The organism is Pseudomonas furukawaii (assembly GCF_002355475.1).
Lineage (GTDB): Bacteria > Pseudomonadota > Gammaproteobacteria > Pseudomonadales > Pseudomonadaceae > Metapseudomonas > Metapseudomonas furukawaii.
This window is the reverse complement of record NZ_AP014862.1, coordinates 3,761,793-3,786,356: the sequence shown is the minus strand read 5'-3', so window position 1 is coordinate 3,786,356 and position 24,564 is coordinate 3,761,793. Positions and strand designations below refer to the sequence as shown.

General features: G+C 61.4%; 26 protein-coding genes, 1 tRNA gene and 1 pseudogene. 3 read left to right on the top strand and 25 right to left on the bottom strand.

What is annotated here, in order from left to right; genetic code table 11:
- Nucleotides 1-23: 23 nt before the first annotated feature.
- Together KF707C_RS17640 and KF707C_RS17635 are read right to left on the bottom strand one after the other, a co-directional pair.
- Nucleotides 24-1,289: an OprD family porin gene (locus KF707C_RS17640; protein ID WP_096368044.1), complete on the bottom strand. Its 1,266-nt coding sequence runs from the start codon at nucleotides 1,287-1,289 to the stop codon at nucleotides 24-26.
- A 107-nt stretch (nucleotides 1,290-1,396) separates the two neighbouring features.
- Entirely contained in the window at nucleotides 1,397-2,263 is an 867-nt protein-coding gene (locus tag KF707C_RS17635) for an MBL fold metallo-hydrolase (RefSeq protein WP_003456328.1), read from the bottom strand.
- Between the two features lie 227 nt (nucleotides 2,264-2,490).
- Here KF707C_RS17635 and KF707C_RS17630 point away from each other — a divergent pair, with 227 nt between their 5' ends.
- Nucleotides 2,491-3,048 (top strand): TetR/AcrR family transcriptional regulator, encoded by a 558-nt coding sequence (locus KF707C_RS17630; protein WP_003456326.1) that lies wholly within the window; start codon nucleotides 2,491-2,493, stop codon nucleotides 3,046-3,048.
- Here the strand turns inward: KF707C_RS17630 and KF707C_RS17625 are convergent, their stop codons facing one another.
- Nucleotides 3,049-5,010: a monovalent cation:proton antiporter family protein gene (locus KF707C_RS17625; protein WP_003456324.1), complete on the bottom strand. Its 1,962-nt coding sequence runs from the start codon at nucleotides 5,008-5,010 to the stop codon at nucleotides 3,049-3,051.
- 155 nt (nucleotides 5,011-5,165) lie between these two features.
- On the opposite strand from KF707C_RS17625, the gene KF707C_RS17620 reads away from it, so the two are divergent.
- Entirely contained in the window at nucleotides 5,166-6,317 is a 1,152-nt protein-coding gene (locus KF707C_RS17620; RefSeq protein WP_036994045.1) for a DUF5610 domain-containing protein, read from the top strand.
- 46 nt (nucleotides 6,318-6,363) lie between these two features.
- Nucleotides 6,364-6,603, top strand: a complete 240-nt coding sequence (locus KF707C_RS17615) for a glutaredoxin family protein (RefSeq protein ID WP_003456320.1) — start codon at nucleotides 6,364-6,366, stop codon at nucleotides 6,601-6,603.
- A gap of 593 nt (nucleotides 6,604-7,196) precedes the next feature.
- Here KF707C_RS17615 and KF707C_RS17610 read toward each other — a convergent pair.
- From KF707C_RS17610 to mobA, 22 genes and pseudogenes are all read right to left on the bottom strand, one after another.
- A complete protein-coding gene (locus KF707C_RS17610; protein ID WP_003456319.1) occupies nucleotides 7,197-7,979 on the bottom strand; it encodes a hypothetical protein in 783 nt (260 codons plus the stop codon).
- 420 nt (nucleotides 7,980-8,399) lie between these two features.
- Nucleotides 8,400-10,193 (bottom strand): DUF927 domain-containing protein, encoded by a 1,794-nt coding sequence (locus KF707C_RS17605; protein WP_003456314.1) that lies wholly within the window; start codon nucleotides 10,191-10,193, stop codon nucleotides 8,400-8,402.
- A complete protein-coding gene (locus KF707C_RS17600) occupies nucleotides 10,190-11,197 on the bottom strand; it encodes a toprim domain-containing protein (RefSeq protein WP_003456310.1) in 1,008 nt (335 codons plus the stop codon). The genes KF707C_RS17605 and KF707C_RS17600 overlap by 4 nt, the downstream gene beginning before the upstream one ends.
- Nucleotides 11,194-11,469: a hypothetical protein gene (locus tag KF707C_RS17595; protein WP_003456308.1), complete on the bottom strand. Its 276-nt coding sequence runs from the start codon at nucleotides 11,467-11,469 to the stop codon at nucleotides 11,194-11,196. Before KF707C_RS17595 ends, KF707C_RS17600 begins: the two co-directional genes overlap by 4 nt.
- A complete protein-coding gene (locus KF707C_RS17590; RefSeq protein WP_003456306.1) occupies nucleotides 11,462-11,713 on the bottom strand; it encodes a hypothetical protein in 252 nt (83 codons plus the stop codon). Before KF707C_RS17590 ends, KF707C_RS17595 begins: the two co-directional genes overlap by 8 nt.
- 71 nt (nucleotides 11,714-11,784) lie before the next feature.
- Nucleotides 11,785-11,964, bottom strand: a complete 180-nt coding sequence (locus tag KF707C_RS17585) for a hypothetical protein (protein ID WP_003456305.1) — start codon at nucleotides 11,962-11,964, stop codon at nucleotides 11,785-11,787.
- 505 nt (nucleotides 11,965-12,469) lie between these two features.
- Nucleotides 12,470-12,718: a hypothetical protein gene (locus KF707C_RS17580; protein ID WP_003456304.1), complete on the bottom strand. Its 249-nt coding sequence runs from the start codon at nucleotides 12,716-12,718 to the stop codon at nucleotides 12,470-12,472.
- Entirely contained in the window at nucleotides 12,715-13,005 is a 291-nt protein-coding gene (locus KF707C_RS17575) for a helix-turn-helix transcriptional regulator (RefSeq protein ID WP_003456303.1), read from the bottom strand. Before KF707C_RS17575 ends, KF707C_RS17580 begins: the two co-directional genes overlap by 4 nt.
- A complete protein-coding gene (locus KF707C_RS17570; protein WP_003456302.1) occupies nucleotides 13,002-13,250 on the bottom strand; it encodes a helix-turn-helix transcriptional regulator in 249 nt (82 codons plus the stop codon). Before KF707C_RS17570 ends, KF707C_RS17575 begins: the two co-directional genes overlap by 4 nt.
- The gene (locus KF707C_RS17565; protein WP_081608134.1) at nucleotides 13,243-13,551 is read right to left on the bottom strand and encodes an ogr/Delta-like zinc finger family protein; all 309 of its coding nucleotides are present in this window, start codon (nucleotides 13,549-13,551) and stop codon (nucleotides 13,243-13,245) included. Before KF707C_RS17565 ends, KF707C_RS17570 begins: the two co-directional genes overlap by 8 nt.
- A 101-nt stretch (nucleotides 13,552-13,652) precedes the next feature.
- Nucleotides 13,653-15,179 carry an IS66 family transposase gene (gene tnpC / locus KF707C_RS17560; protein WP_003449169.1) on the bottom strand — a complete coding sequence of 509 codons (1,527 nt, stop codon included), beginning with the start codon at nucleotides 15,177-15,179 and terminating at the stop codon, nucleotides 13,653-13,655.
- Nucleotides 15,180-15,198: 19 nt separating this feature from the next.
- Nucleotides 15,199-15,555, bottom strand: a complete 357-nt coding sequence (tnpB, locus tag KF707C_RS17555) for an IS66 family insertion sequence element accessory protein TnpB (protein ID WP_003449170.1) — start codon at nucleotides 15,553-15,555, stop codon at nucleotides 15,199-15,201.
- A gap of 343 nt (nucleotides 15,556-15,898) precedes the next feature.
- Complete coding sequence (locus tag KF707C_RS29800) at nucleotides 15,899-16,372, bottom strand: hypothetical protein (RefSeq protein ID WP_231992278.1); 474 nt, start codon at nucleotides 16,370-16,372, stop codon at nucleotides 15,899-15,901.
- Nucleotides 16,373-16,552: 180 nt separating this feature from the next.
- Nucleotides 16,553-16,774 (bottom strand): annotated as a pseudogene (locus KF707C_RS30160) (hypothetical protein); the annotation flags it as partial.
- Entirely contained in the window at nucleotides 16,761-18,281 is a 1,521-nt protein-coding gene (locus KF707C_RS17550) for an AAA family ATPase (protein ID WP_003456297.1), read from the bottom strand. The gene KF707C_RS17550 and the pseudogene KF707C_RS30160, both read right to left, overlap by 14 nt.
- A 376-nt stretch (nucleotides 18,282-18,657) precedes the next feature.
- Nucleotides 18,658-19,509, bottom strand: coding sequence for a hypothetical protein (locus KF707C_RS17545; protein ID WP_036993987.1), 852 nt, complete (start codon nucleotides 19,507-19,509; stop codon nucleotides 18,658-18,660).
- Between the two features lie 86 nt (nucleotides 19,510-19,595).
- Nucleotides 19,596-21,320, bottom strand: a complete 1,725-nt coding sequence (locus KF707C_RS17540; RefSeq protein WP_003456296.1) for an ATP-dependent nuclease — start codon at nucleotides 21,318-21,320, stop codon at nucleotides 19,596-19,598.
- Between the two features lie 159 nt (nucleotides 21,321-21,479).
- The gene (locus tag KF707C_RS29140) at nucleotides 21,480-21,854 is read right to left on the bottom strand and encodes a hypothetical protein (protein ID WP_131679698.1); all 375 of its coding nucleotides are present in this window, start codon (nucleotides 21,852-21,854) and stop codon (nucleotides 21,480-21,482) included.
- Nucleotides 21,855-22,024: 170 nt separating this feature from the next.
- Nucleotides 22,025-23,260 (bottom strand): tyrosine-type recombinase/integrase, encoded by a 1,236-nt coding sequence (locus KF707C_RS17530; protein WP_003456295.1) that lies wholly within the window; start codon nucleotides 23,258-23,260, stop codon nucleotides 22,025-22,027.
- Nucleotides 23,261-23,426: 166 nt separating this feature from the next.
- Nucleotides 23,427-23,503, bottom strand: a tRNA-Pro gene (locus KF707C_RS17525).
- 170 nt (nucleotides 23,504-23,673) lie between these two features.
- On the bottom strand, nucleotides 23,674-23,895 hold the full coding sequence (locus tag KF707C_RS17520; protein WP_036993983.1) for a YgdI/YgdR family lipoprotein: 222 nt from the start codon (nucleotides 23,893-23,895) through the stop codon (nucleotides 23,674-23,676).
- 78 nt (nucleotides 23,896-23,973) lie between these two features.
- A complete protein-coding gene (mobA, locus tag KF707C_RS17515) occupies nucleotides 23,974-24,564 on the bottom strand; it encodes a molybdenum cofactor guanylyltransferase MobA (RefSeq protein ID WP_003456293.1) in 591 nt (196 codons plus the stop codon).

The following is a 24,564-nucleotide window of genomic DNA, read 5'->3' as shown; positions in this document are numbered from 1 at the left end:
GGGTTTCTTCGTTGGAGCGGGGTTTACCAGAGTGGCAGCACGTAGCTGAGGATCAGGCGGTTCTCGTCGATGTCGCTGCCGAAGTTGGAGCGCACGGTGGCGTTGCGCCATTTGACGCCGAAGTTCTTCAGCGGGCCTTCCTGGAAAACGTAGGCGATGTCCGTGTTGCGTTCCCACTCCTTGCCCTCGGAAGCCGCCGCGCCGCGGTCGACGTTGTCGCCGGTGAGGTAGCGGGTCATGAAGGTCAGGCCGGGGATGCCGACGCTGGCGAAGTTGAAGTCGTAGCGGGCCTGCCAGGATTTCTCGTCCTTGTTGGCGAAGTCGCCGATCTGCACGTAGTTCACCAGGAAGGGGTCGGTGCCGTTGATGTAGGCGAAGCCAGTGTCGCCGCTCATGGCCTGGTAGCCGAGGCCGAAGGCGTGGCCGCCGAGGGCGTAGGTGAACAGGGCGCCGAAGGCCTTGTTGTCGACGTTGCTGGCGCCGTCGTCGGTGGAGCGGGCGTAGCGGATATCGCTCTTCAGGGACTGCTTGTCGCCCAGGGGCAGCAGATGCACGGCGCTGAGGACGTGCTGCTTGTAGAGGTCGTCCAGCTCGCCGTAGTGGTAGCCGGTGGTAAGGCTGTCGTTCCACTTGTAGCTGGCGCCGCCGAAGTTGAAGGCGTCGCTGGTGGTGCCGGACCTGACGGTGATGGCGCGGGCGGCGCCGGTGGTGAGGGTCATGTCCTCATAGTCGGAGGAGTCGCGCTGGTTGACCTGCTTGAGCTGGCCGCCGTCGAAGGTCAGGCCGTCGATCTCCATGGAGTTCAGGTGGCCGCCCTGGAAGGTCTGCGGCAGCAGGCGCGAGTCGTTGTACTGGACCACCGGCAGCTTGGGCAGCAGGGTGCCCACTTTCAGCACGCTCTTGGAGGCGCGGAGCTTGGCGGTGAGGCCGACTTCGCCGTATTCGTCCTGGGCCCGGCCGGTTTCGCGGTCGCGCTTGAGCAGGGCGGTGCCGGAGCGGTCGGGGCTGGAGTCCAGTTTCACGCCGAGCAGGCCGATGGCGTCCACACCCACGCCAACGGTGCCCTCGGTGTAGCCGGATTCATAGCGCAGGAGGAAGCCCTGGGCCCACTCCTCGGCCTTGGCCTGGGGGGCGTTGTCCTGGCGGAAGTCGCGGTTGAAGTAGAAGTTGCGCAGTTCCAGGCTGGCCTTGCTGTCCTTGATGAACTCGGCCTGGGCCACGCCCGGCAGGGTGATACTGGCGCCAAGCGTGGCGAGGGCCACGGCTTGGGCGAGCGAGGTCTTGCTCATTGTTATTGTCTCCTCGTTGGGTTTCAGGTCGGTCGGGTCGCCCTGTTACAACGAGTTGACTAAAGCATTTCATTTCAAATCCTGTCAGTTAGACGATGGTCGGCAGGTCACTGGATCCAGCGGGGGTAATAGCCGAGCCGATCCTGCACCTGGGCGTCGTGGGCGGGGATCAGGGTAAGGCCGGGCGTGGCTTTCAGCAGGTCGTGGACCTTGCGCAACTGGGCGTGCGTGCCGGCACGGTCGTTGTCCACCAGGCGGCTGCTGAGCCAGAACTTGTCCTTCGGTCCGGTGAAGCCTTCCAGGCGCCAACTGGCGTCGCCGGTGAAGAAGAAGCGGCGCCCATCCTCCAGGGTCAGGAACAGCCCCGTGGAGCCGGGGGTATGGCCGTCCAGCGGCACCAGCACCAGGCTGCGGTCACCGAAGAGGTCCAGGCTCCGGTCGAAGCCCATGAAAGGTTCTGGCTGGAACTCGAAGGGGTGCCAATTGACGCGATGGGCGAACTGGCTGGGAAGGATGGCCGGCGGCGTGGCGATTTCGCTGAACTCGATCTCCTCGTAGGGCGCCCAGACCGGTACCTCGGCGAAGTCCGCCAGGGCGGAGGCATGGTCCCAGTGAGCGTGGCTGAGGAGGATTCGGTCCACGCGGATACCCGCCCGGTCCAACTGGTCCCGGGCCGGCGTCACCGCGCCATATTGCATGAGGGGCTTTTCCCACCAGGGCATCTCCTCCTTGAACTGGCGGTCCACCTGGCGTCCGAGGCCGGTGTCGAAGAGCAGGGTGGCGGCGTGGTGCTGGATGAGCACGGCGGTGTGATTGGCCTTCACCTTCTCGGTCCACTTGCCACCGGCGACGGTGAAGGCATCCAGGGTTTCGGTCTCCGACGTCTTGACCAGGGCGAAGCGCACGCCCTCCGCCTGTGCGAACAGGCTGAAGCTGCTCAGAAGAATCAATGTGATGAGGGAGCGAAGCGCCATGGCATCTAGGTCCTTGTGATGAAAGGGGGAATGGCTGCGATCCAGCGGCGGGCAGCTTGACCTGTCCCGGCGGGTCCATCCCGGTGGCTGGAAGTTGCGCTGGATACTAGACAGACCTGTCTGTATATTTCAAGAGCTAGATCGTCCACCCGCATTCCAGGTCGCTGCTCGCGCGGTTTGAGCCGGTTGGAAGGGATGCGCATAATGCGGCGGTTCAGGAGGCTGCAATGGCATCGAGCAAACGCGATCAACTGGTCAACACCGCCCTCGCGCTTTTCTACCGCGAAGGCTTCCACGCCACCGGGATCGACCGCATCCTCGCGGAGTCCGGCGTGGCCAAGATGACCCTCTACAACCATTTCAAGTCCAAGGACGAGCTGATCGTCGCCGCCCTCGAGTCCCGCTTCGCGCCGGCCGCCCAGCGCATGGCCTGGGCGTTCGAGCACCTGCCCCCCCGGGAGGCCATCGGCAAGGTCTTCGAGGGGCTGGATGCCTTGATTCGCGGCGAGGATTTCTGTGGCTGCGCCTTCATCAACGCTGCGGCCGAGTTCCACGACCGCGACCACCCTGTGCGTCGCCTCTCGGCCTCCTACAAGGCGGCCACCCTGCGCTACTTTCGCGACGCACTGGAGCGGCTGGGAGCCCAGGACCCCGAGAAGCTCGCGCGGCAGTTGCAGTACCTGATGGAGGGGGCCATCAGCATGGCCCATATCCAGGGGCCGGCCGGACAGGCCCTCGAGGCCTGGGACGCCGCTGACCAGTTGATGCTCAGCCAGGGGCTCTGATCAGGTCTTGCCGGTCAGCAGCAGGGCTTCACCCGCCTCGATGGCCTGCAGGTCACCGCAGATCAGCACGGCGTCTCCATCCTCAAGCAGCAGGTCGTCGGACGATTGCAGGGGGACGCCCAGGCGACGCACGCCCTGGACCTCCAGCCCCAGGTTGGCGAGGTCCAGCTCGCGGAGGTTTCGCCCGCAGGCATAAGCGTCCTCGCTGAGATTGATCGCATGCAGCAACCGCCGGGGCTGTCCCCGGATGTCCAGGAGGTTGCCCTGGGCGCCGTGGTAGTAACCATGCAGCAACCGATAGCGATTGCGGCGTATCCGGTCCATCTGCGCTTCCACCCGCGCCTGCGGCAACCCCAGCAGCACCAGGGCGTGGGACGCCAGCAGCAGGCTGGACTCCAGCACCTCCGGCACCACCTCGGTGGCCCCGGCCGCCTGCAACTCCGAGAGCCGGCTGTCATCGCGGGTACGGACCAGGATGGGCAGCGTGGAGTGCAGGTGGCGGGCGGACTCCACAACGGCCCGGGCGACGTCGGTGTCGTTCACCGCCACCACCAGCAACCGTGCCCGCACTGTGCCCGCGGCTTCCAGCAGGTCAGCCCGACGGGAGTCGCCGAAGTGAACGTTGCGCTCGCCGGCCGCCGCCTCCTCGACCCGGACGGGATCGTCGTCCAGGGCAATGAAGGTGATCGCTTCCTGCTGCAGGATCCGTGCGATGGACTGGCCGACGCGGCCATAGCCGCAGATCACCACGTGCCCGGACAGGTCCTGGCTGCTGCTGGCGATGGTGCCGGCCAGGTCCGCTGTGTGGTTGCGACGGCGCAGCATCCGTGCCGCGCGCGGGGCGGCCCGCAGCATCAGCGGCGACACCGCCATCGAGCAGAAGATGGCGCTCAGCAGCAGGCTGGAGTGGGTGGCTTCCAGCAGGCCCCGCTGCTGCGCCTGGGCCACCAGCGCGAAGCAGAACTCGCCGCCCTGGGCCAGGGCCACGCCCGAGCGCCAGGCCGTCTCGATATCGTCGCCGCGCCAGCGCGCGATCAGCGTGATGAGGCTGCCTTTGAGCAGGAGCAGAAGCAGCGTCAGCCCGAGGATGTACCCGCCCTGTTCGGCGAACTGATGCCAGTCGATCAACATGCCCACGGTGACGAAGAACAGGCCCAGCAGAATGTCGCGGAACGGCCGTATGTCCGCTTCGATCTGGTGCCGGTAGTGGCTCTCGCCAAGCATCATCCCGGCGAGGAAGGCGCCCAGGGCCATCGACAGCCCCAGCAGGTGCGTGATCCAGGCCGTCAGCAGCACGATCACCAGGGCCAGCAGGACGAACAGCTCGGCGGATCGAACCTGTGCCACTTCGTGGAACAGGCGGGGCAGGAGCCATCGGCTTACCGCGAGCAGCCCGAAGAACAGCATCAGGGTCTTGGCCAGGGTGATGGCCACGGCCAGGTACCAGGCCTGGCTCGTCCCTCCTGCCAGGACGGGCAGCAGCGTCAGCAGGAGCACGGCGACCAGGTCCTGGAAGATCAGTACCCCGATCGCGTTCTGCCCATGGGGCGCGAAGACCTCGCCGAGGCTCACCAGCTCCTTGCCGACTATCGCCGTGGAGGACAGCGATAGCCCGATCCCCAGCAGCAGCGCCGGGGTGGTGGAAAGGCCGAACAGCATCAGCAAGGCCGCCAACGGCAGGCCGCAGGCCAGGACCTGCAGGGTGCCGAAGCCGAACACCACCCGCCGCAGCGCGACCATGCGCGGCAGCGAAAACTCCAGCCCCAGCGTGAACAGCAGGAAGACGATGCCCAGCTCCGCCAGTTGGGGCAGGCTGCGGTCGTAATCGACCCAGCTCAGGGCCGCCGGACCCAGCAGCAGCCCCACGCAGAGGTAGCCGAGTACGGGCGGCAGGCGCAGGCGATGGAAGAGGGCGATGATGACCAGCGACGCCGCCAGGATGATCAGCAGGTTGCCTGACAAGATGAGACTCCCGGTCAAAAGGGGCATGGTTCAGTTATAGCGTCCCTGGCCCAGCGGGCGCGCCGTCGCAGATCAATGCCGCTGGTCGAATGGCCCTCAAGTTCCTCGGCCTTCGGCCGCAACAGGGTGACACCGACGAACCCGGGTACCCCGTCATGAACGCTCTGGCCTCCCTCGCATCTCCCACTCCGCGCACCAGCGTCGCCGGATTCGCCAATGCCGTGGCCCGCAAGCAGGCGGATACCCAGGAGATTCTTTCCAACCGTCTGGCCGAGCGCCTGGGCCTGGAGCCGGGGGCGCTCAGCGGCAAGGCCTCGGATTACACCCCGGACAAGGTCGCTGAGCGCATCATCGGCTTCATCGATCAGCGCCTGCGCAGCGAGGCGGCCAATGGCGCCGCGCCGGAGAAGCTCCAGGGGCTGCTGGACCAGGCGCGTGCCGGCGTGCAGCAAGGCTTCGAGGAGGCCCGCAAGATTCTCGACGGCCTCGGCGTACTGGAAGGCAAGGTAGCCAGTGACGTCGACGACACCTTCTCGCGCATCCAGAGCGGTCTCGACCGGTTGCAGAAGACCTACTTCCCCAGCGAGCAAGGCAGTCAGCCGGCCAGTGCCGTGGCGATGGCCGGCTACAGCGAACGTTCATCGGCCCAGGCTGAAACCTTCGACCTCGACGTGAAGACCCGCGACGGCGACACGTTGCGCATATCCATCGCCCAGGCCTCGGCCAACTGGTCGCGCAGCAGTGTCGCGGCGGCCTCGGACGGCACGACCTCCATCGTTGCGGCCCGGAGCCAGTCCTCCAGCCTGCAGATCGGTGGCTGGCAGATCCAGGTGGAAGGCGAACTGGACGACGAAGAGAAGGCCGCCCTCAGCGACCTGCTGGGCCAGGTCCAGGACATCTCCAGCAGGTTCTACGCCGGCGACCTCGCCGGTGCCTTCGATCGCGCCATGGCCCTGGACATGGATGGGGAGCAGCTGGCCTCGATGTCCCTGCGCCTGACCCAGACCCGCGTCAGCCAGGCCACCGATGCATACGGCGCCGTCGCCCAGCAGGGCGGCCAGGCCGCCAGCGCCACCAACGGCAACCTCAGGGACTATGCCAGCGGCCTGCTGGATGCCCTGCGCAGCGCCGGCGAACTGATGGAGAACGGTCGCTCCACGCTGGAAGACCTGCTCAAGGGCACCTTCGCCCTGGATGAACGCCTGGACCCGGCCCGACTGGCCAGGGCCAACAGCCTCAACCAGCGCCTGCTGGATGGCCTGGAGCCCTTGCTGGGCAAGGGCGAGAGCCAATCCAAGGACGACTGAGCACGTGCTAGACTTCGCGCCTCGCTGATCTTCGAGGCGCGTCCCGATGCTTCCTGAATGCCAACTCTTCGGCACCCTCGGCTGCCACCTGTGCGAGGTGGCCGAAGGCGTGCTCATGCCTTTCGTCGAACACGGCCTGCTGGTGGAACTGGTGGATATCGCCGACCGCGAGGAGTGGGTCGAATCCTACGGCCTGCGCATACCCGTCCTGCGTCGCTGCGACACCGGCGGCGAACTGGGCTGGCCCTTCGATGCGAGCGCCGTGGCGTCCTTCCTCGCCAGCTGACGGCCCCATTCGCTGACCATCGTCCCGCTGCCGTCGGTCCCTGGTGCCGGCGTGCCTGCCCCTGCATTCAAGGCGCGCCTCGACTGGGGCGGTGGTGACCGGGTCCTGAGAAGGAAATCTCCGCGAGACCGGCGAGGGGGCGTGCCCTTGGGAAAATCGCAGGCAATAAAAAACCCGCCTGTTCAGGCGGGTTTTTCGGGGTTTGGTCGAGCGACTGGATTCGAATGTGTTTTATAAGTTACTGATATATAAGAACAAACTAGATAATTGATTTTCTAGGCATACAGGCTGGCATACACGCCACATCCTGGGGGGCCTTTTCTCATGCCCCCTCGCAGGGAATTGCAGGGAAGAAGCTTTCGTAAATCCATGGCCAACAGGCGTACCGAGGCCGGCTCAGGGGCTCTTGCAGGCATGCAGAAAAAACCACCTATCTAGCCCGCAGGCGTGGCGGGGGGACGACAGCGCGCCAGGAGATGGCCGAGGTGGCCGGGGGAGCCAACCCCACCAACCCCGCCAACCGCCACCAAGCCGCCCAGGACGCACAAGAAAGCCGCCCGGAGGCGGCTTGAAGGGGGCGGGGTAGGGACGGGTTACTCGGCGCTGACGGGCCGTTTCTGCGGCTTGCTGAGTGCCTCCAGCTCCTGACGGCGGCGCATCCGACTGAGGTGGGAGCCAATCTGCGCCTTGGGCAGCTCATGGCCGCTCGGCACGGGGGCTTCCAGACCCTGCCAGATCGGGTCGTCCTGGCGCTCCACCGGGTCGGCCGTGGCTTTCTGCAGCAAAGCGTTGAGTACCTGGCCCTGACGCTGTTCGAGTGCCACGCGGATCTGCTCCTGGGTCTGTGCGCGGCCGTCGGGCTCGTAGGCCGGGTGCTTGGCCAGTTCGCGGCGGAGGGTCTGCCGGTAGTCTGCGAGGGCGCTGATGAGGGCCTGGCCCTCAGGCAGGGCAAACAGCTCAGTGGCGGCGCTCTCCAGACAATGGCGTGCATACAGGTCGTGTGCGTCCTCGCGGCGCTGTTCGGCGTCCAGAAATGCCTCTGCCGTATCCAGCTGCAGCAGCCCGAACTCCGGCTCGAGGGCCTCCACCAGGCGGCCGTACTCTTCCGCCAGTTCGCGGGCGTCCAGCTCTTCCCGTTTGAGGTCGCGGATCTCCCTGTTCAACTCGCCATCAGCGGCGTGGAACTTGGCGCGCCAGGTGGTGCCGGCCAGATCGGATTGCACCGTGGCGGCTGCCTGGGTCTTGCGGTGTTTCTCCAAGCGCTGGCCAAGGCTCGCCAAACGCTCGCGCAGGGTCTGGTAGCTGGCCTTGGCCTCCTGGTGGTGAGCCAGGGCTTCGCGGATGGGTTCGGGCAGTGCCGAGGTGTGGTCGCTCATTTCATTTCTCCAGGGTGAATGGCCGAGATTGCCGGCCAAGGAAAGTGCTCGAGGACGCCGAAGCATCCCTCGAGCGAAAGCGCTGCAATGGGCTTCGTGGATCAAGTGTCAAGAGATCTGTCAACAAAAATCACTCACCCCCCCCTTGTTCACACGTCTGATTTCGAAATCGGTGGGAACGTGGCCCGGAGGGAACAACCCAGTAACCATGCGGGTTTCAGAGGTGCGTTCTGTTCCCAGTGTTTTTTTGGTGGGAACAGACAGGCTGGTTTGGCTAATAAATGAACAGAGTTGTGTTCCCACGTTCCCACTCCTCTCTAATAGGTGGGAACAGCTGTAAGCCCCGCCGTTGCTGGCTTGTTCCCTTGTTCCCACGTTCCCACCAAATTTGCGCACGCTGGGAAGTGGCTTCGCACAAAGTCATTGACTTTCTCCTTCTTTCTCCAACCGCTCGGGGTCGACCACGTAAAAGCGGGCACTGCCACCTCCTGGCAGGCGGTACTTTTTCGCGCGCCGGCCGACCTTGCTGTCGCCATCGGTTTTGGCCAGTGCGTCCGCCGTCACCAGGGCGCGCACGATTCGATCCGCACCGAACCCTGGCGCCGCCTGCGCCAGTGCTGGCGAGTTGAACAGGTAGAAGCGCCGGTCGAAGTCCACCTCGAAGTAGCCCGCCCGTTCGCGCACGGTGGTGTCCGCGACCTGGGCGTGGATGTTCGAGAAGCGGCTATCGCCGTGCAGGGCGATGAAGTCGGCGATACCGCGAAGGATCTGCCGATCCTCCGCGTTGCCGTCGCCCATCCTGGCGAGCCATTCGTTGAAGAGCTGACGGCAGGCGGAGGCGGCCGTCTCGATGGGCCAGTCCAGGAGCTTTAGCGAGATGGCCATCTCCCCGGCCAGCGCCATGATGGCGAAGCGGTCGGCCACCCGTCCGGCCTGCGAGCTCTCGGTGTGGAAGCGCTCCCTCAGCTGTTGGAAGGCCTCCAACAGGCGCCCCCGGTCCGGCTGCTCCACCAACTGCTCGACGAAGGCCGGCCCGAGGTGGCCATAGTGCTGGGCCACCGTATCGCTGAGCACGCGGTGGAACTCCTGGCCGGTCATGCCGTGGACCTCATCGAAGGCACGGAAGGGCCGGGTGCCGGCGTTCACGTCCACCAGGCGCAGCTCGGCGCCGGCGTGGGCGCTGTTGCCGCTAATGGCGGCGTGTTCCGAGAGCGAGCGCTCCCCGCTGGAGAGGGCCAGCACGCGCCAGGTGAGCTTGGCGCGACCCTCGCGCTCGCGGGTCATGGTGCCTTTGCCCATGCCGTTGGCGATGGCGTAGGCCATCTCCTGGACGCGCTTGGGGTCGGCGCGCTTGATCTCGTCCAGGATCAGCACCGTGTCGTTGCGCGACGCCGCCTCGATCTCCACGCCACCCTTGGAGACGTCCCAGGACGCCGCGAAGGTGCCCGGGTTGCCCCACACCGAAGCGGCTACCAGTTGCGCCAGCGACTTGCCGCTGGAGGAGTCGCCCACCAGATGCACGCCGCCGCCATGCACGCCCACCTTGGCCAGGAGTGGCCCAGCCAGGGCGCAGCAGACAGAGAGAATCAGCACCGGGTTGCCCAGGCAGTAGCGGCCCACCTCGACGCGCCAGCTCTCCAGCGTGCCGCGTGTGGTGAAGAGGTTCACCGCGCGGCCGGAGTCCTGGAAACGCACGTTGTCGCCGCCAATCACCCTCGAAGGCAGCACGAAAGCCCCCGATTCATGCCAACCCGGCCGGGTCGTGGTGGCAATCACCAGCTCGGGTGAGTGCTGGCTCGCCAGGTACGGCGCCACATAGCGCCGTTGCTGGTATTCGATGGTCAGCCCCTGGCGCATCAGCGCCTTGAGCACCTCATCCGCCTTGCCGGCCAGCGCCTCCATCGGCATCACCCACTCGATGCGCCGGCCCCGGTAGTGGAAGCTCAACAGGCGGCCGATGCTGCCGTCTTCGCTGTTCACCGTCTCGGCCTCGATGTGCAGCGGTGCGCAGATCCAGTGATCCACCGGAATGGCCTTCTCGTCCGGTCCGCTCTGCCGCACGCCGTGGTACCAGGTACCGGCACGGTAAAGCCGGCCCTCGAGGTGGCGCTCCTGGTCGTAGACGGCGAAACAGGGGCGGTCGATGCTTTCCGGCGTCGGCGCCTGGGGCTCGCCCACCAGGCTCAGGTGGGGCTTGTGGTCCTGGTCCTTCATGAGCGCTGCTCCTTGTACTTGTGCGCCCTCCAGAGGTGGAGGTCGTTGAAGTCGGAAAGCTCGAGCGGGGCATCGGCCGGCCACTCGGGGTAAACGACCAGCGCATCGGCTTTCAATGCCGCCCGATTGGCCGCGGCCCGGCCCGGGTTGCCCGGACTCTGGCGGTCGTCGTCGCCCGCGATCACCAGCTCCACGTCCTCGCCATGCCGTGCCCGCATGGACATGGCCACGGTGGCGAGGTTGCCCGCGTTCATTGCGCACACCACCGCGCAACCCGTGTGGGCGTGCAGCGTGGCGCCGGTGGCCCAGCCTTCGCAGACGAACAGCCGGCAGCGGCCTTCCACGCGGCCCAGGGGCGAATAGGTGCCTGTTACCCGGCCGCCCGCGAGAAAACGCTTGGCCCCCTGGCCGTCGATGAACTGCAGGTTGACCAGGCGGCCATCCAGGCAGAGCGGAACCAGCAGGCGCCCGCCGCGCAGTTGGCGGAGGTTGTACGGAGCCACGTCCTTGGCCTGCAGGTAGGGATGACGTGGATCGGCCGGCCGGCCCAACTCCCACAGCTGGGCGGCTTCGATGGCCACTGCCCGGTGGCGCTGCTCAAGGCGCTCCCGCTGTTCGTCTTGACGAATCTCGCGTGCCAGTCGTTCGGCTTCGCTTTCCTGGGGCAGGGCGATGGCCGAGCCGGACGCACCGATCACGCCCAGGGCGAGACGCCGGTCGATGGCCTGCGCCGCTTCCAGCTGGCCGCAGCCTTGCAGGTAGGCCAGCAGTGACACCAGATCGCCGCCGTGTGCGCTGTCGTCGGCGAAGTCGTTCCAGCGTCCGGTGTCCAGGGACACACCGAAGGAACCGGCACGCCGGTCCCCCCGTGCGATGTTGCGCGCCACCCATTCGCGCCCCTGGCGAGCGCCGTCCGGCAGCCACTCTGGCAAAAGCGTTTCTGCTGCTCGCAGGGCGTGCTCGGCGACCCGACGAATCTGCTCGGGAATACTTGACCTGGTCATGGCTCACCCCCGCCGCGCAGCGCGGCTTGGCGGGCGGCCAGGAACAGATCGCTGGCATCCTCCACCAACAGGTAGGCGGCATCGGCCAGCAGGCTCACGTCCTTGCCATCGGCATGGGTGATCACCATCGACGACAGGCTCCAGAGCAAGCCCCTGGCCGTGCTCAGGCGCTGCTCGGCGGCCTCCTGCAGCTCGAGGTAAGGGCGGCCGGCATCGAGGAGCAGCACGGGCGCATCGGTGGCGTTACTGGTGAGCGGAACGAGCTTAGTCATGGCGCACTTCCTCCATCAGCAGGCAGCGCAGGAAGAACAGAGGCACGCCGTCGATATGCAGCGCGCCCTGCTGAGCGGCTTCGGCCACGGCAGCGCGGAGCTCAGCCTTGGCCTTGGGGTTGTCATTGAGGATCTCGAGGGCGTCCATGACGCGCTCCAGGGCCACGTGGGGCGGACCTTCGGCGGGCGCACAAGCACGCAGGGCCTCGATCAACTGGGCGAGGGCAGGGATGAAGTCAGACATGGCTCACCTCCCTGGCCGGCAGGCGGCTTGTGGCGAAGTGGCGAGAGCGGGTAAGGCGGGGGAACCGGAGGCTAGACATGACGCACCTCCTCGGTGAACTGCTCGGCAGCAGCCAGGCGGGCGAGGTGCATGTGGTGGTTGTAGCGGGCGAGGCGGGTGGAAAGGCTGGAGTTTGCGCGGAGTGCAGAGAAGGCCATGGCCTTGTGTGCGATTGCGCGGATGGAACGTGAGGACGGATTGCGGGTGTGCATGGTGAAGCTCCTAGAGTTGAGGAGCTGCCACCGTTCGCGGCCAAGCGAAGGAGGGTGACAGCTGTACGCGGGTTGGCCGACCGGGACTCTAGGCACCCGGCACACCCGAAGGTGTCCCGCGCACAGCTGCCATAACACGACACTGCAGGTACAAAAAAAGCGCCTGCAATGGTGGTTGGGGCGCCTGTGCGCCTAGAGTTGTTCGACCGGCCAAGGTCGGCCACGGGATTGACCGTGGCGGGCGGACTATAGGTCTGCTCGCCCAGGCTTGGCAAGGCTTTGGCGGGCTGCGAGCGACTGTCAGACCTTTCTGATGCACACAAATGCGGTGTGCTGAATGCCGCCGGAGCATGGGACGTCGTGCTAGGTTGCGGCGCGTGAGTTCTGCGGTAATCGGCCCTGGCAGCGTTGGCGCGCTTGCCGGGGCTTTGTCTTTTCTGAGGCATGAGAATCCCCTGGCCGCCCGGCGCGGGGCCGGGCAGCGGTTAGGCAGTGAGAGGGCGGGTCAGCAGTCGGTGAGGATCTGGCCTTGATGGCTCAGGTACTGGCGGCCGGCAGGCGGCGTCGGTGATTTCAGGCGGCCGGGCGTGGCGCCCGGTTCCAGAGTGGCCGAGATGCGCCCTGCACTGGAGTCGCGGAAGGCTTCTTTCCCCGGCTTGCGAGTGGCCTCGAGCATGACGGCCTCCAGGGCGGCGAAGTCGTCCAGCGTGAAGCGAATCGACTGGCCGTTGATGTTGAGGGTGTAGTGGTTCATGGCTGGATCTCCTGAATGAGTCGAGAAGTGCGAGCCCCCCGCATCGCGCTTGCCCGGTTGCGCTCGGCCAGGCGGTCGGAGATCCACTGATCGACCTCCGCTTCCAGCCAGGCCACGCTGTTGCGCCCAATGGGCACCGGCTCCGGGAAGGTACCGGCGCGGATCTCCGCATAGATCGCCGCCCGACTCTTGCCCGTCTTCAACTCCACCTCGCGTCGACGCAGCAGGCGGTTGCCTAGGTGCAGGCCCTGGTGGTGCTGAAAGGTTGCCGCGCCGCTGCGGTTCATAGGCTCTGCCCCCGCGCCTCGATGCGTCCCTGTATCCACGCCTGCACTTCGCTCAGTACGAAAGCCACAGGAGCATTGCGTGCGGTGCTGTCGCTGAGCTTTACGGGCTTGGGGAACGTCGGGTCGTTCTTCATCAGCCGATGCGCCGTGCTGCGTGAGAGACCGGTCAGGCCCAGCAACTCCGGCATGCGCACCAGACGAATTTCGGCCGCGCCACTTGGCTGGCCAATGCTGAGGTCAGTCATGGCTGCGCTCCTGCTGTGTGGGCAGGCCGAGCGCCTGGAGCACGCCCTTGCGAACGACACGGGGCGCATAGGGAAGGTCGATCTCGGGATTGGGAAAGCTCGGCGGGCTGAGCCGGTGAGTGATCTCGTCCACCCCCGCAAAGGTCGCACCGCACACCACGTTGCGGCACACCAGGTAGGTGGTCGACAGCAGCACGTGCTTGCACTCAGAGCTCCGCTTGACCAGCGGCGACCCGCAGTCCGGGCAGCAACGCCGGATATTGCTCCTGGTCGTCTCGGGTGGAAGGGGTGTTGCGCTCATGTCGGACGGGCCTCCTTGTCAGGACGGCCCAAGCATGCTGAGGACTGGGGAAGAAGGTATCCGCTCCATAAACCCCGTCTTCCTTTGACGAGTTGCCGTGATCAGGATGCGTTTGTCGGTGGGCAGTTCCACGGCAGCAGGGCTTCGAAGTCTTCGATGCTATTGGCCAACGGCAGGCGTTCGAGGATGTAGCGCAGCCAGGCATAGGGCTCCTGCCCGTTGGCCTTGGCGGTTTCGATCAGGCTGTAGATCTGCGCGCTGGCCGTAGCGCCTTTGGGCGTGTCGCTGAACAGCCAGTTCTTGCGCCCGATGACGAACGGGCGGATGGCGTTCTCCGCGCGGTTGTTGTCGATGGGCAGATGTCCGCCTTCGACATAGCGCACGAGCCGGCTCCAGTTGCTGGCCAGGTAGTTCACCGCCTTGCCCAGGGCGTTCTGCGCGGCGACCTGCGGCTGAGTCTTGTCCAGCCAGGCCTTGAGTTGATCGAGCAGTGGCTGACTACGTTGCTGACGAGCTACGAGGCGTTCGCTGTCGTTAGCCTCCTTCAGGTCGCGCTCGATGCCGTAGAGCTTGTTGATCAGGTTCAAGGCCATGTCGGCACGCCCGATCTTGCCCTTGGGCTGCACCTTCTGCGCGTCGATGAACTTGCGCCGGGCATGGGCCCAGCAGGCCAGACGCTCGATCCCCGTTTGCGCGGCCACGGCGTTGTAGCCGGCATAGTCGTCGGTCATCAGGTAGCCGCTGAAGCCTTCGAGCAGGTGCAACGGCACGTCCTGCGCACGGCTGGTGCTGTAGTCGAACAGGACGACAGGTTTCTCCGGCGGGCCGCCGCTCTGCACCCACATCCAGGACTGCGCCGTGGGATCGCGCCCGGGCTCATGCAGTACCTGGAGCCGGGTTTCGTCGCAGTGCAGCACCGGGTAGCCCAGCAACTGGTCGCGCATCAGGTTGAGCAAGGGTTGTAGCTGTTCGCCGGACTGGATCACCCAGCGCGCCAGGGTCTGGCGGGGGATGTCGATGCCGTGGCGGCTGAGCATCTTCTCGAAACGATACAGCGGGATGCCATCGGCGTACTTGGTGGTCAGCAGCATGGCCAGCACGCTGGGACTGGCCAGGCTTTTCTCAATCAGTTGCGCCGGTTTGTCAGCGGTGACCGGGGCGGTTTCGCAGGCCTTGCAGGCATAGGTCTTGCGGATATGGCGAATGACCCGCACCTGCATCGGGATGATTTCCAGCTGCTCGCTGGTTTCCTCGCCGATCACCTGTTTGCAGGCGCCGCAGGTACAGGTGCGCTCGTACTCAGGCAGCTCGTGGATGACATCCACGCGCGGCAAGTTAGCCGGAAGAGGCTTGCGCTTGCCACGTCGCTTCACGGGGGCGACGACTTCTTCGGCCTCGGCTTCACTCGATCCGCCAGCAGGCTCTTCGAGCAACTCCTCAGCCTCGTTGAACATGGCCAGCTGCGGGGAGTCGGCATCCTCGGGACTGCGCTCGGACTTTGGCGAGAACAGTTTGTGGCGCAGCAGAGCAACCTGCTCTTGGAGTTGCGCCACCTTTCCGTGCGCCAACAGCAGCATCTGCTTGAGCAGAACGGGGTCGTCGGGAAGGGAGTCAGCGCCGGATTTCATGGCGCCGGATTATACCGGCTCAGCTTACAAAACGTGGGGTCAGCACTTTGTGTGGCTGGTTCCCCCAGAGGTCGAAACCTGCCAACAACTGATTCAGTTCCCGCACCGTCAACACGATGGGTTCCTCCGCATCGGGCTTGGTCTTGAAGCGCTCAGCCTGCAAACGCTTGAGCCACAGGCAGAAACCGTTGCGTTCCCAGTAGAGGATCTTCACCCGATTGCGCGTCTTGTTGAGGAAGACGAACAACACCGGATCGAACACGGCCACCTTGATATCCAACTCCACCAAGGCCGCCAGACCATCAATGGATTTCCGGAAGTCGACCGGCTTTGGATAGAGGTAGACGGCTTTGACCTTGGCGTCCGGACGCATCATGACGGGGCTCCACTGGAAAAACGGGAGCCCAGCATCCGCAAGCGGTCAGTTCAAATGAAGGTGGGGTTTGTGGAGCGCTTACGGAAGAAGGGTATGAGGGGGACTTGTAAGAGCGAGAGCTACAAGAAAAGGAGGAGTGAGCATTCGGATAGCAGCCAATCCAAAACGTAAATGCGGGAACTGACAGTTTTTGCCTACGATCGGCCTTGGGGCTTTATTGGGAACTTCAGGGCCGGATGTCGTGTAAATAGATGACCAGCCCGGAATTGCCGCTCAATATTTTTGCACCATGCTTTCGCTTTTATTGGGCGGCTTAAGTTCAAGGATTTATATAAATAAAGTTCTATTGATTGGTTTCTCTTTCTATGATTGCAGCGACCGCGTTTCCATCCAAGGCATTTCTTTCAAGGAAGTTTGCGGTTAGCTGGCGTGATTTTAGTAAGTGCTCAATGTTGTCAGTTGCGTGATAGGCTATCTGTTCAGTTAGCATGAGCTCAGCAGAGTCGTTATCTATATGGAACGAGTTTTTGAGTGCGTCTAACGCATCCTGCCTTCCGCAGATCATTCCTACAACATCGAGCGCAAGTTGAGATAATGCGCTGTTCAGGTTTGTTGCTTGGCTAATTCGCACTTCGGCACGCTCCGTAAATCTTGTTGTAAGGGTTTCGGCTTGATCGAGCTTGCAGACTCTGATTACCGTATCACCTTTGTCGGTAATGCCAGTAAATAAATGCTCCTGGCTTATTTCAATATGGGCGTCATAGTTTTCCCCATGCGGGTGATACCAAAGTATTTCACTGTAATCTGGATAGTCCATTCCCGGTCTGTGTGGGTTACGGTTTCGAAGGGGATCGAATGTGCCTTTGTTCGAGTTGCAAGCTTTGCAGGCGACCGCAAAATTCAAGGGTGTGTGTGTGAATTGAGGGTAGCCAAAAGTATGGCACCGTTCGTCGAACTTATTGCTAATGCCATTTTCCGCTGTGCAATGTTGAGATCTTGACTTTGGGAGTATGTGGTCAAGTTCTCTATATCCTACTTCGTCCTTCTCGATTAGAGTCTGGCAGTAGGCGCAGCGATAGTTCTGAAGCTTCCATAATAGGGTTCTTATTTTGTCGATTGACGAATGGCTGCCGTTCCAGTTTTGTCCATCTCGAGAGCTGACTTGCTTTAGTAGCGGATTATCGATGGGGCGATACTTAAGTCTATTAAAGTGCGCCATTATTTGTGTTTCGTTCTTTGTCGTTAAGCAGCTTTTTGATGATTCCGTCAAATACGCTTCGCATTGGGTCTGAAATCAATAGTAGGTTGCGATCCATCTTTAGTCCTTCAATAAGAAGTTCCATTTCTTGATCTTGGATTGAGCGCCCCTTTCTGATTTCAGCCAATGCAATGTCAGCCGTGGTGGTAAAACCTTTTGCTCTTGTGGACTTGACGCCGAAAGTTTGCTCGTATACGTCCGATGCCGTCCAGCCGAAGGTGTTTTCTATTGGTATGCTACTCAGTTTCTCTTTCTGGTCGCCAGTCATTGTTTTAGATAAGGCGATTACGTTTCCCCACTCCGGATTAACTCCTGAGGCAATTAACGGGGCGTGTGTTGCGACTACGGCGTGAGAGCCTGGACATTCCCGCATAATTTTATAAAGCATGGGTATGTAGTCACGTTGCCATATCGGGTGCAGACTATTCTCTGGTTCATCAACAAGTATTAGGCTGCCCGGCCTAATTTCGGCACAGAGGCCTGCGAAGCTCGCCAGCCAGCTCCATTGGCCTGAGCTAAGCTCTTCGCCGTCTACAGCCTCAAGTGGAAGTTTCTCTAAATAGAAATCTGCTGCATCTAGCGGGGGGCGCTCAGTCTTGAATTTGAAGAAGATACTTTTATCAATTTCCAGGATGCCGGCGCGTATTAATAATTCAACGCAAGCGGTAGGCATTTCATTGGGGTCGTCAAACGATGAGCCGTTGAATATAAGTGTCGGTAATTCAGAGGAGCCTTTTAGGATTTTTTTATAAAGGTACTCAAGTCGATTATGTTTTGAGAAATACTCTATCGCCCCTGTCATTCGAAGCTTGTATTCGGGGGATGTCGGATTTTCCTCGAGGTTTCCGCGGACCTCATCAATCAACCCCGTTAAGATTTTAAATGCGAGCTGTTTCTCGGTGAATCCTCCTTTGTCTAGTTTTGCATTTTTGGAGGCGTCTGCCATTTTCTTGCTTAATTTTAGTTTTACAAAAATTGTTGGCTTGAAGTTTAAGTAGAGAAGTATTTCTCTGAATATGTGAGGGCCAACTCCCATGCATTTGTTGTTTTCGAAAAGTGCGGTAAGTAACCCTCTTTCGCTTTGGGCGACACCAGCCATTCCATTTGATGCGCGCTGGCCAAAATATACAAAATTTTCTCCGTTGTTTCGACTTGGGCCGTAGCTTCGCAGGGCGGAGGTTCCTGTTCTTGGGAATCTATCTAATGGCGTTCCGGATATTGCTATTGGCTTGGCGTTAGAGTATTCGTGCCAGTTATTTTTTGTCTTTATTGATATCTTTTGTTTTTTTGCTTGGCTATATATCTTGTTTCCAAGTGCTGACTCTAAAATTAGTCTCAAAATAAAACTTTTCTTGGTGCCATTCTCGCCGACAAGCACCGTAATCCAAGGGGTGCTAGGATCGGTTTGGGTGGAGACGGAGATTTCTCCGCTAAATCTAGATGAGTTGATAGTTATTGAGTTGAGCATTTGGTTGTTCTTCTTAAAGGGTGTTTTGTGTCAAGTTGGTCGAGGAGCTTTATATTGGGGGTTGGGGCTGATTTGTTGCTGGTTGACTATGAAGATGAAGCCCAGTTTTTATGAGGGAATTGGCAAGGAGCGGGCAGATCTATTTTTTCCTATTCTAGTGTTTACTTCCGACCGGCAGCCGCCGTTTCCTACCGACTGCTTCCCTCTAGGGTGCGGACCTTCAAGTCTGGATTATCATACGGGCAACTCGTCCTCGCCGAGGCGCGTTTCGTGGATACGGACAGTGCTGCTTGCGTTGCCACGTCACTGACATGGCCGCACCTCAAAAACTCTGGAGAGAATCAAGACGCTTTTGACGAGCAAGCCTTTAGGTTAATCAAGCTCCTAGTTTAGCCATAAGGTGGGCGTGTCTATTCTGCTGCACTTCAGCTAAACGACCTCTGAGCCAGACCAATGCATCCCAGAGCTGCATCTGCCCAATTGACCACACTAACAGTCCAAGGCGCTCATCTGTTTCGTACCTTGTGATGAGAGCTTGCGCCTGTTCAATCGAAAGTGAGCGCCCAAGCTTGGCCAGTACGTAGCTATAAGCGATTCCGTCTACTGCGTTGAGCTCTTCAATTGCAAATGGATCTACCTCAGCTATTCGGAGGTACAAACGCGAAATCTGCCAACCTTCCGACAGAAGTGGCAGGACCTCCTCTTTCATGACTACGAGATCCTGGGGGGATAGAAGCTTGACCAGCAACCACGCACACTCAGCATCCTGAAACGTGGCCCATGCCTCCCTCAGGAAATCCATTTGTGGTGCTAGGTCGGCAGCAACAGCCTTGTAGCCGCGTCGACGTAGGCCAACAAAGCGAGAGCGAAGGAAGGCAAGCTGTGCCCTACGTTGAATTTCCGCCGGTAAATCCGGCAGCAATGTGGATAGGCAGTAGCCGATCCCCTGCCTGCCACGAGCATCTGCTTTTCCCAGCCGTGCAATCAGGCGCTCCGCCAATTCGTAGTGATCCAAGGAAGGCGACGCTCGAACATCTTGCGCAACCTTTTTGAGGAGGCCATTACGAAGCCTGGAGGCGCTCTCGGCCTCTTGACTCAGCAAGGAAGCCGCTTCCCCAGGCTGCAAGCATTGCACGCAGGCGTTAAGCAGCCCGAAGTCGTCGGTTGGTCCCGCACCGTTCTCCATATCGCGCAACAGTTCGACGCGATCATCGAGCCCATAGCCCATAGCACGTTCCACCCTCAGAAGCACTCCATTCCCGACACCAATCCACGACTAGGAACGCCAACGTTTCACACATGGGGGGGCCTAGCTCAGCTCAATGCAAGGGCCTTCAAGAAGATGCCTTGAAGCTCCTCCAACTTCTGCTCTGGGATCTGCTTGCTCTCCAACGCCTTGAGAATCTCAACTGGTTTCTTGTCCTCTCGACCGGGAAGATTGGTGCCGAGGAAATTCTCCATGCAACCAGGCAGGAGCACTGGGTCAGCCAAGCACCTTCCTACCGCTCGACTCATCAACATTTCGTTGATGGCTTTGTGGTGGTTCTTGTCGCCGTCGTCATCGAGCATCAGGCCGTAGGGCACCGAGAAACCATCCAGCAGCGCCATGTAGCGATGGAAGTTGTATTTGCCCAAAACGTCGACAATCGCAATGCGATGGTGGGCAAGGTGGTTCCAGTCCCTCGCCAGAAGATACGTAAATAGAGCTTTTTCGGTTGCCCCCTCCACCAGCAAGATGCGCTCAGCGAAAAACATTGACGCTCGCTCAGAGTCCAACCAGAGCTGATACCGGAATCGCTCTTCCTGAGCGGCTATCTCTTGGTCATCGGGGGCGCTTTGTAGCAGCCTTCTTGCCTCCGTTTTTTGTCCTTCACCGACTGAGCCATCTGCTACGAATGCATCAAGCGCATTGACTAAGTTGGCTCCTTCGCCCAAGACATTCGCCAACTGACCTCGCGGAATTTGAGCTGCGGCCGAAACCCCACTCTTGCGCTGTACACGAACTATCTGGCAGAGATCGTCTGCGGCCTTTCCAACGAAAGTCGATGAATGAGTGGTAATCAAGACTTGCTGCCCAGCCCCTTCACCGAGACGACGCAGGTTGTACCCCATACTCTCCTGCTGACAGGGATGGAGAAACGCCTCAGGCTCCTCGAATAGGATCAGAGTGAAATCAGGGTCGAAGTCTTTCTTGGCACCCGCCTTCGTTTCGACAAAGGTCGGCGCAAGCTTGATCAGCTCATACAAGAATGAGCGTTGAAAGCCGTGTCCATAACGTTCAAGCGCGAAGACCGTATCGCCGAGCATCGCGTCTACGAACCCATGCTTTACAAGATTCTTGGTGATTTCCTCAGGGGAAATGGGGTTTACACCCATGTCGAATCTCACTCCCCAATGAGAGATCGCTTCGTTTATGGGGTCTGAGATTTTCGAGAGAAACCCATCGTCTCCTCGAGCTTCGGCGTCCAACGCCCCAAAAGCGCTCTCTAATGCTTTGTAAGCACCACTACCGGCCACAAGCTGCTTGAACATGAAATTGAGCATATCCCTGAGGGGGGATGGCCCAGAGGTCTTCATCTGCTCGTTGGGCGTTGTTAGAGCAGGAATGTAGATCAGCCTACCAACCTTCGCCGTACCGATGTTTTTGGCCCCGTAGAAGAGCTCCTTCTCAGGGAGACCACCCACAATCGCATGGATGTTGCTCTGGCTGCTCTTGACCTCTCGAGAGCCAGAAGCAAAGTACCGACGTACTGAAAGTCTTCGGTCATCCGCCCCCACTTTGTACTTCTCTGCGAGCCCAGCCCACTCCTGCTCGTCCAACAGGAAGGTGAGCTCAACCCAAGACTCATCATCTGTTGCTCCTACTTTGGGGAAGTCATCAGTTGACCACTTGACGTCCTCATAGAAGGCTCTGAGCGCCCCGAAGAGGTTGCTTTTACCGGCATTGTTAGCTCCGACAACCATCGTGTAGTCGTGGGCCTCAATCTCTGCATCAATGATTGACCGAAAATTATGAATGCGTAGGTGACGCAGTTTCATACCATCGCTTCCTTGTAGTGGTAATTGTGCTGTCAGTGCCGTGCTTCAACGATGTTAATCGTTAATGATTGCCAATGATCAGAGGGTTCATGGTGGACAATTCGGTTTCCTTCCGCAGGTACCTCTGCTGACGGGCAAAAACGATCCGCTTAAGCGCGGTTACCTGGAACGCCAAGCAAACAGGACAACGTTAAGGGCATCGCTCCAGAATCGCTCACGGTCGGTAAAGCTTGCTCCGCACTCTGCCGCCATACTGAAGAATCCCTCACCAGGCATCAGATCCCCCCGCTTATGGACGACAAGGACAGTCAAGAACCCTCGCCCCTCGGCGTATTCCATTCTCGAAATTTCATCCAGTAAAGCACTCAATCTTGGATCGTTGGGCTCAATCGCGATCGGAAGCCGAGCAACCAGATCGCTGTAGGTGATCGTCTGCGCTGCAGGTCGTCGAGCGCGCTCGACTAGCACATCACGCGCAATATTTCGTGCTCGAACCCAATCGGATGCTGGGAACCCCTGAATCATGCCTGTCATGTGAGCGCCTCCGTTCAAAGAGGCAGAATGCTATCACGCCAAGAATTCTGACTACGGTTGTCCTGTACTGAGAGCGCATCAATGCCACACGGCCCTATGCTCCGGCGCGCCGGCCCCAGCGAATGGTCAAATTCGAGTAAGACGATTTGCTCACTTCGAACCGCCACGCTTTATTGCTTCCTCTTGAAGTCCACCTGAACAACATTGCCGTGCTCCAGCAGCTCCAGGTGATCCGCATACCACTGCATCATCTCCCGCCGTTGCTCCAGGTAGATCGCCTTGTTGTAGACCCCTGAAACGCCTTCCTCCACATGTGCCAACTGCGCCTCGACGTGCTCCCGGGGAAAGCCGTTCTCGCGCAGCAGGGTGGAGGCGATGTGCCGGAACCCGTGGCCGGTTTGCCGGCCTTCGTAGCCCATGCGCCGCAGGGCCATGTTGAAGGCCATGTTGCTGCGGGGTTTGGTGCGGTCGTTACGGCCGGGGAAGAGCAGGGGATAGCGCCCATTCAGCTCCTGGAGCTTGCGAAGAATCTCCAGGGCCTGCTTTGAAAGTGGCACCACATGATCGCGGCGCTTCTTCATTCGTGCGGCGGGGATGTTCCAGAGTGCTTTCTTGAGGTCGAACTCCGACCAGGGCGCCTCGCGTAGCTCGCTGGGGCGCACGGCGGTGAGCATCAGCAGGCGCAGGCCGAGTCGAATGTCGTTGGCGTGGGGATAGGCGCTGATGGCGCGCAGGAGGGCCGGGAGTTCTTCGTGCGAGACGTGGGCGTAGTTCTCGGCCGCCCTGGTCTGGAGAAACCTGTGTAGGCCTTCCAGGGGGTTGTAGAGCGCTCGGCCGGTCACGCGGGCCAGGTCGTAGATCTCTTTGCAGAAACGCCGCACGTTGCCGGTCTGGTCGATGATGCCCTTGCGTTCCATGTCCCGCAGGAACTCCATCCATTCCATGGGCGGGATCTCGGTGAAGGGGCGCGGGCCGAATACAGGGAATACGTGGAGCTCGAGGGCGCCGATGATGCGTCGGGCGGTGCCTTCTTCCCAGCCCGGGCGGCGAGCCTCATACCACTCGCGGGCGAGCTTCTCGAAGGTGTTGTTGGCGGCAGCGACGGCGGCCGCCTTGCGGGCGTGTTTGGTGACGAGGGGATTGTTGCCGTTGGCGGCTTCGGCTCGCAGCTCGGCGGCCTTCTTGCGAGCGAGGGCGCCGCTTACCTCGGGGTAGCCACCGAGGCCAAGCCAGGACCATTTGCCGTCTGGCTTCTTGTAGCGGAGTTCCCAGGATTTTTGCCCGTTGGGCTTCACGCGGAAGTAGAGGCCGTTGCCGTCGTGTTCGCGGTAGACGGTGGCTTCCGGTTCGAGGGTGGAGAGGGTCGTATCGGCCAGTGGGCGGCGCTTGATTTCCTGCCGTTTCATCCTTGTATGCCTCCGGTTCGAATTTTCCCGGGCATACACGTCTGGCATACACGGCGGGGTGAATTGACCTGAGACCACATGGTACAGCTAGAAACAAGAAAGCCCGCACTGGGCGGGCTTTTCAGGGTGTTTCTGGTACTACTTGGGACAACCAGAAACATCGTATTGGTCGGAGCGACTGGATTCGAACCAGCGACCTTCTCGTCCCGAACGAGACGCGCTACCAAGCTGCGCTACGCTCCGTTGTGTGGCGCGCATTCTACAGAAAAACTTTTGGGCTACAAGGGGTTAGCGAAAAAATTTTTGAGATTGCCTGGGCCGGGACGGGGGCGGTGGAACGCGGCGGGTGGCGCGGTATCGGGCGGGGAGGGTCGGGGCCCGCTCCGGGATCAGACGGGAGCGGGCCTGCGGGATCAAAGTTCCTTGATGGTGCGCACCTGGTCCTTGTTCACCTTGGCGCGCTTGCCGTCCAGTTGCTCGAACTCGTAGAAGCCCGAGTCTTCGTCGTAGTCGGGCTTGTCCACGGCCTGGATCTCGCGACCGTCGTTGAGCGTTATCACGGTCGGCGAGGAGCAACCGGCCAGGGTGAAAAGGCCCAGGGCGAGCACAAGGGCGGGGACTGTCCGCTGATTCATCGTCATCTCCTTGATGGGTAGGTAATTTGTACGAACGTTCTGACGGAATCAGCCCGGGCAAAGTTCCGGTCGATTTCGTCAGCCGTCGACGATTCCATTACCCAGCAGCAGGTCCGGGGTATTGAAGTTGGCCAGGCGCGGATCGCCCTCCGGTACGTCCACGGCCACCGGGGCGAGGTGGCGGAGGATGCGTTGCGGGCTGCGTTCCCCGGCTTGCCAGCCGGCTTCCAGCGCCGGCAGCACGGCGCGGGGCAGGACGCAGAAGAGGGGTTCCCAGTAGCGGCCCATGCGCACCATCACCGGGTGCTCGCCGGCGGCTTCCAGCAATTGGGTGATCAGGGTGTCATCGACCCGGGGCGCGTCGCAGGGCAGGATCAGCACCTGCTCGTGGCGCGCGGCGGCGAGCCCGGCACGGATGCCGGCGAGGGGGCCCTGGTAGTCGGTGCTGTCGTCCTGAACCAACTGGTCGGCCCAGGGACGGTAGCGGTCCAGGTTGCGGTTGCAGGAGATGATCAGGTCGTCGGTCCAGGGGCGGACGCGTGCGTGGAGCCAGGCGATCAGGGGGCGACCGCGCCACTCCAGCAACCCCTTGTCGCGACCGCCCATGCGCTGGCCCCGGCCACCGGAGAGCAGCAGGACAGAGCAGGCGGGAAGGGGATTGTCGGACAT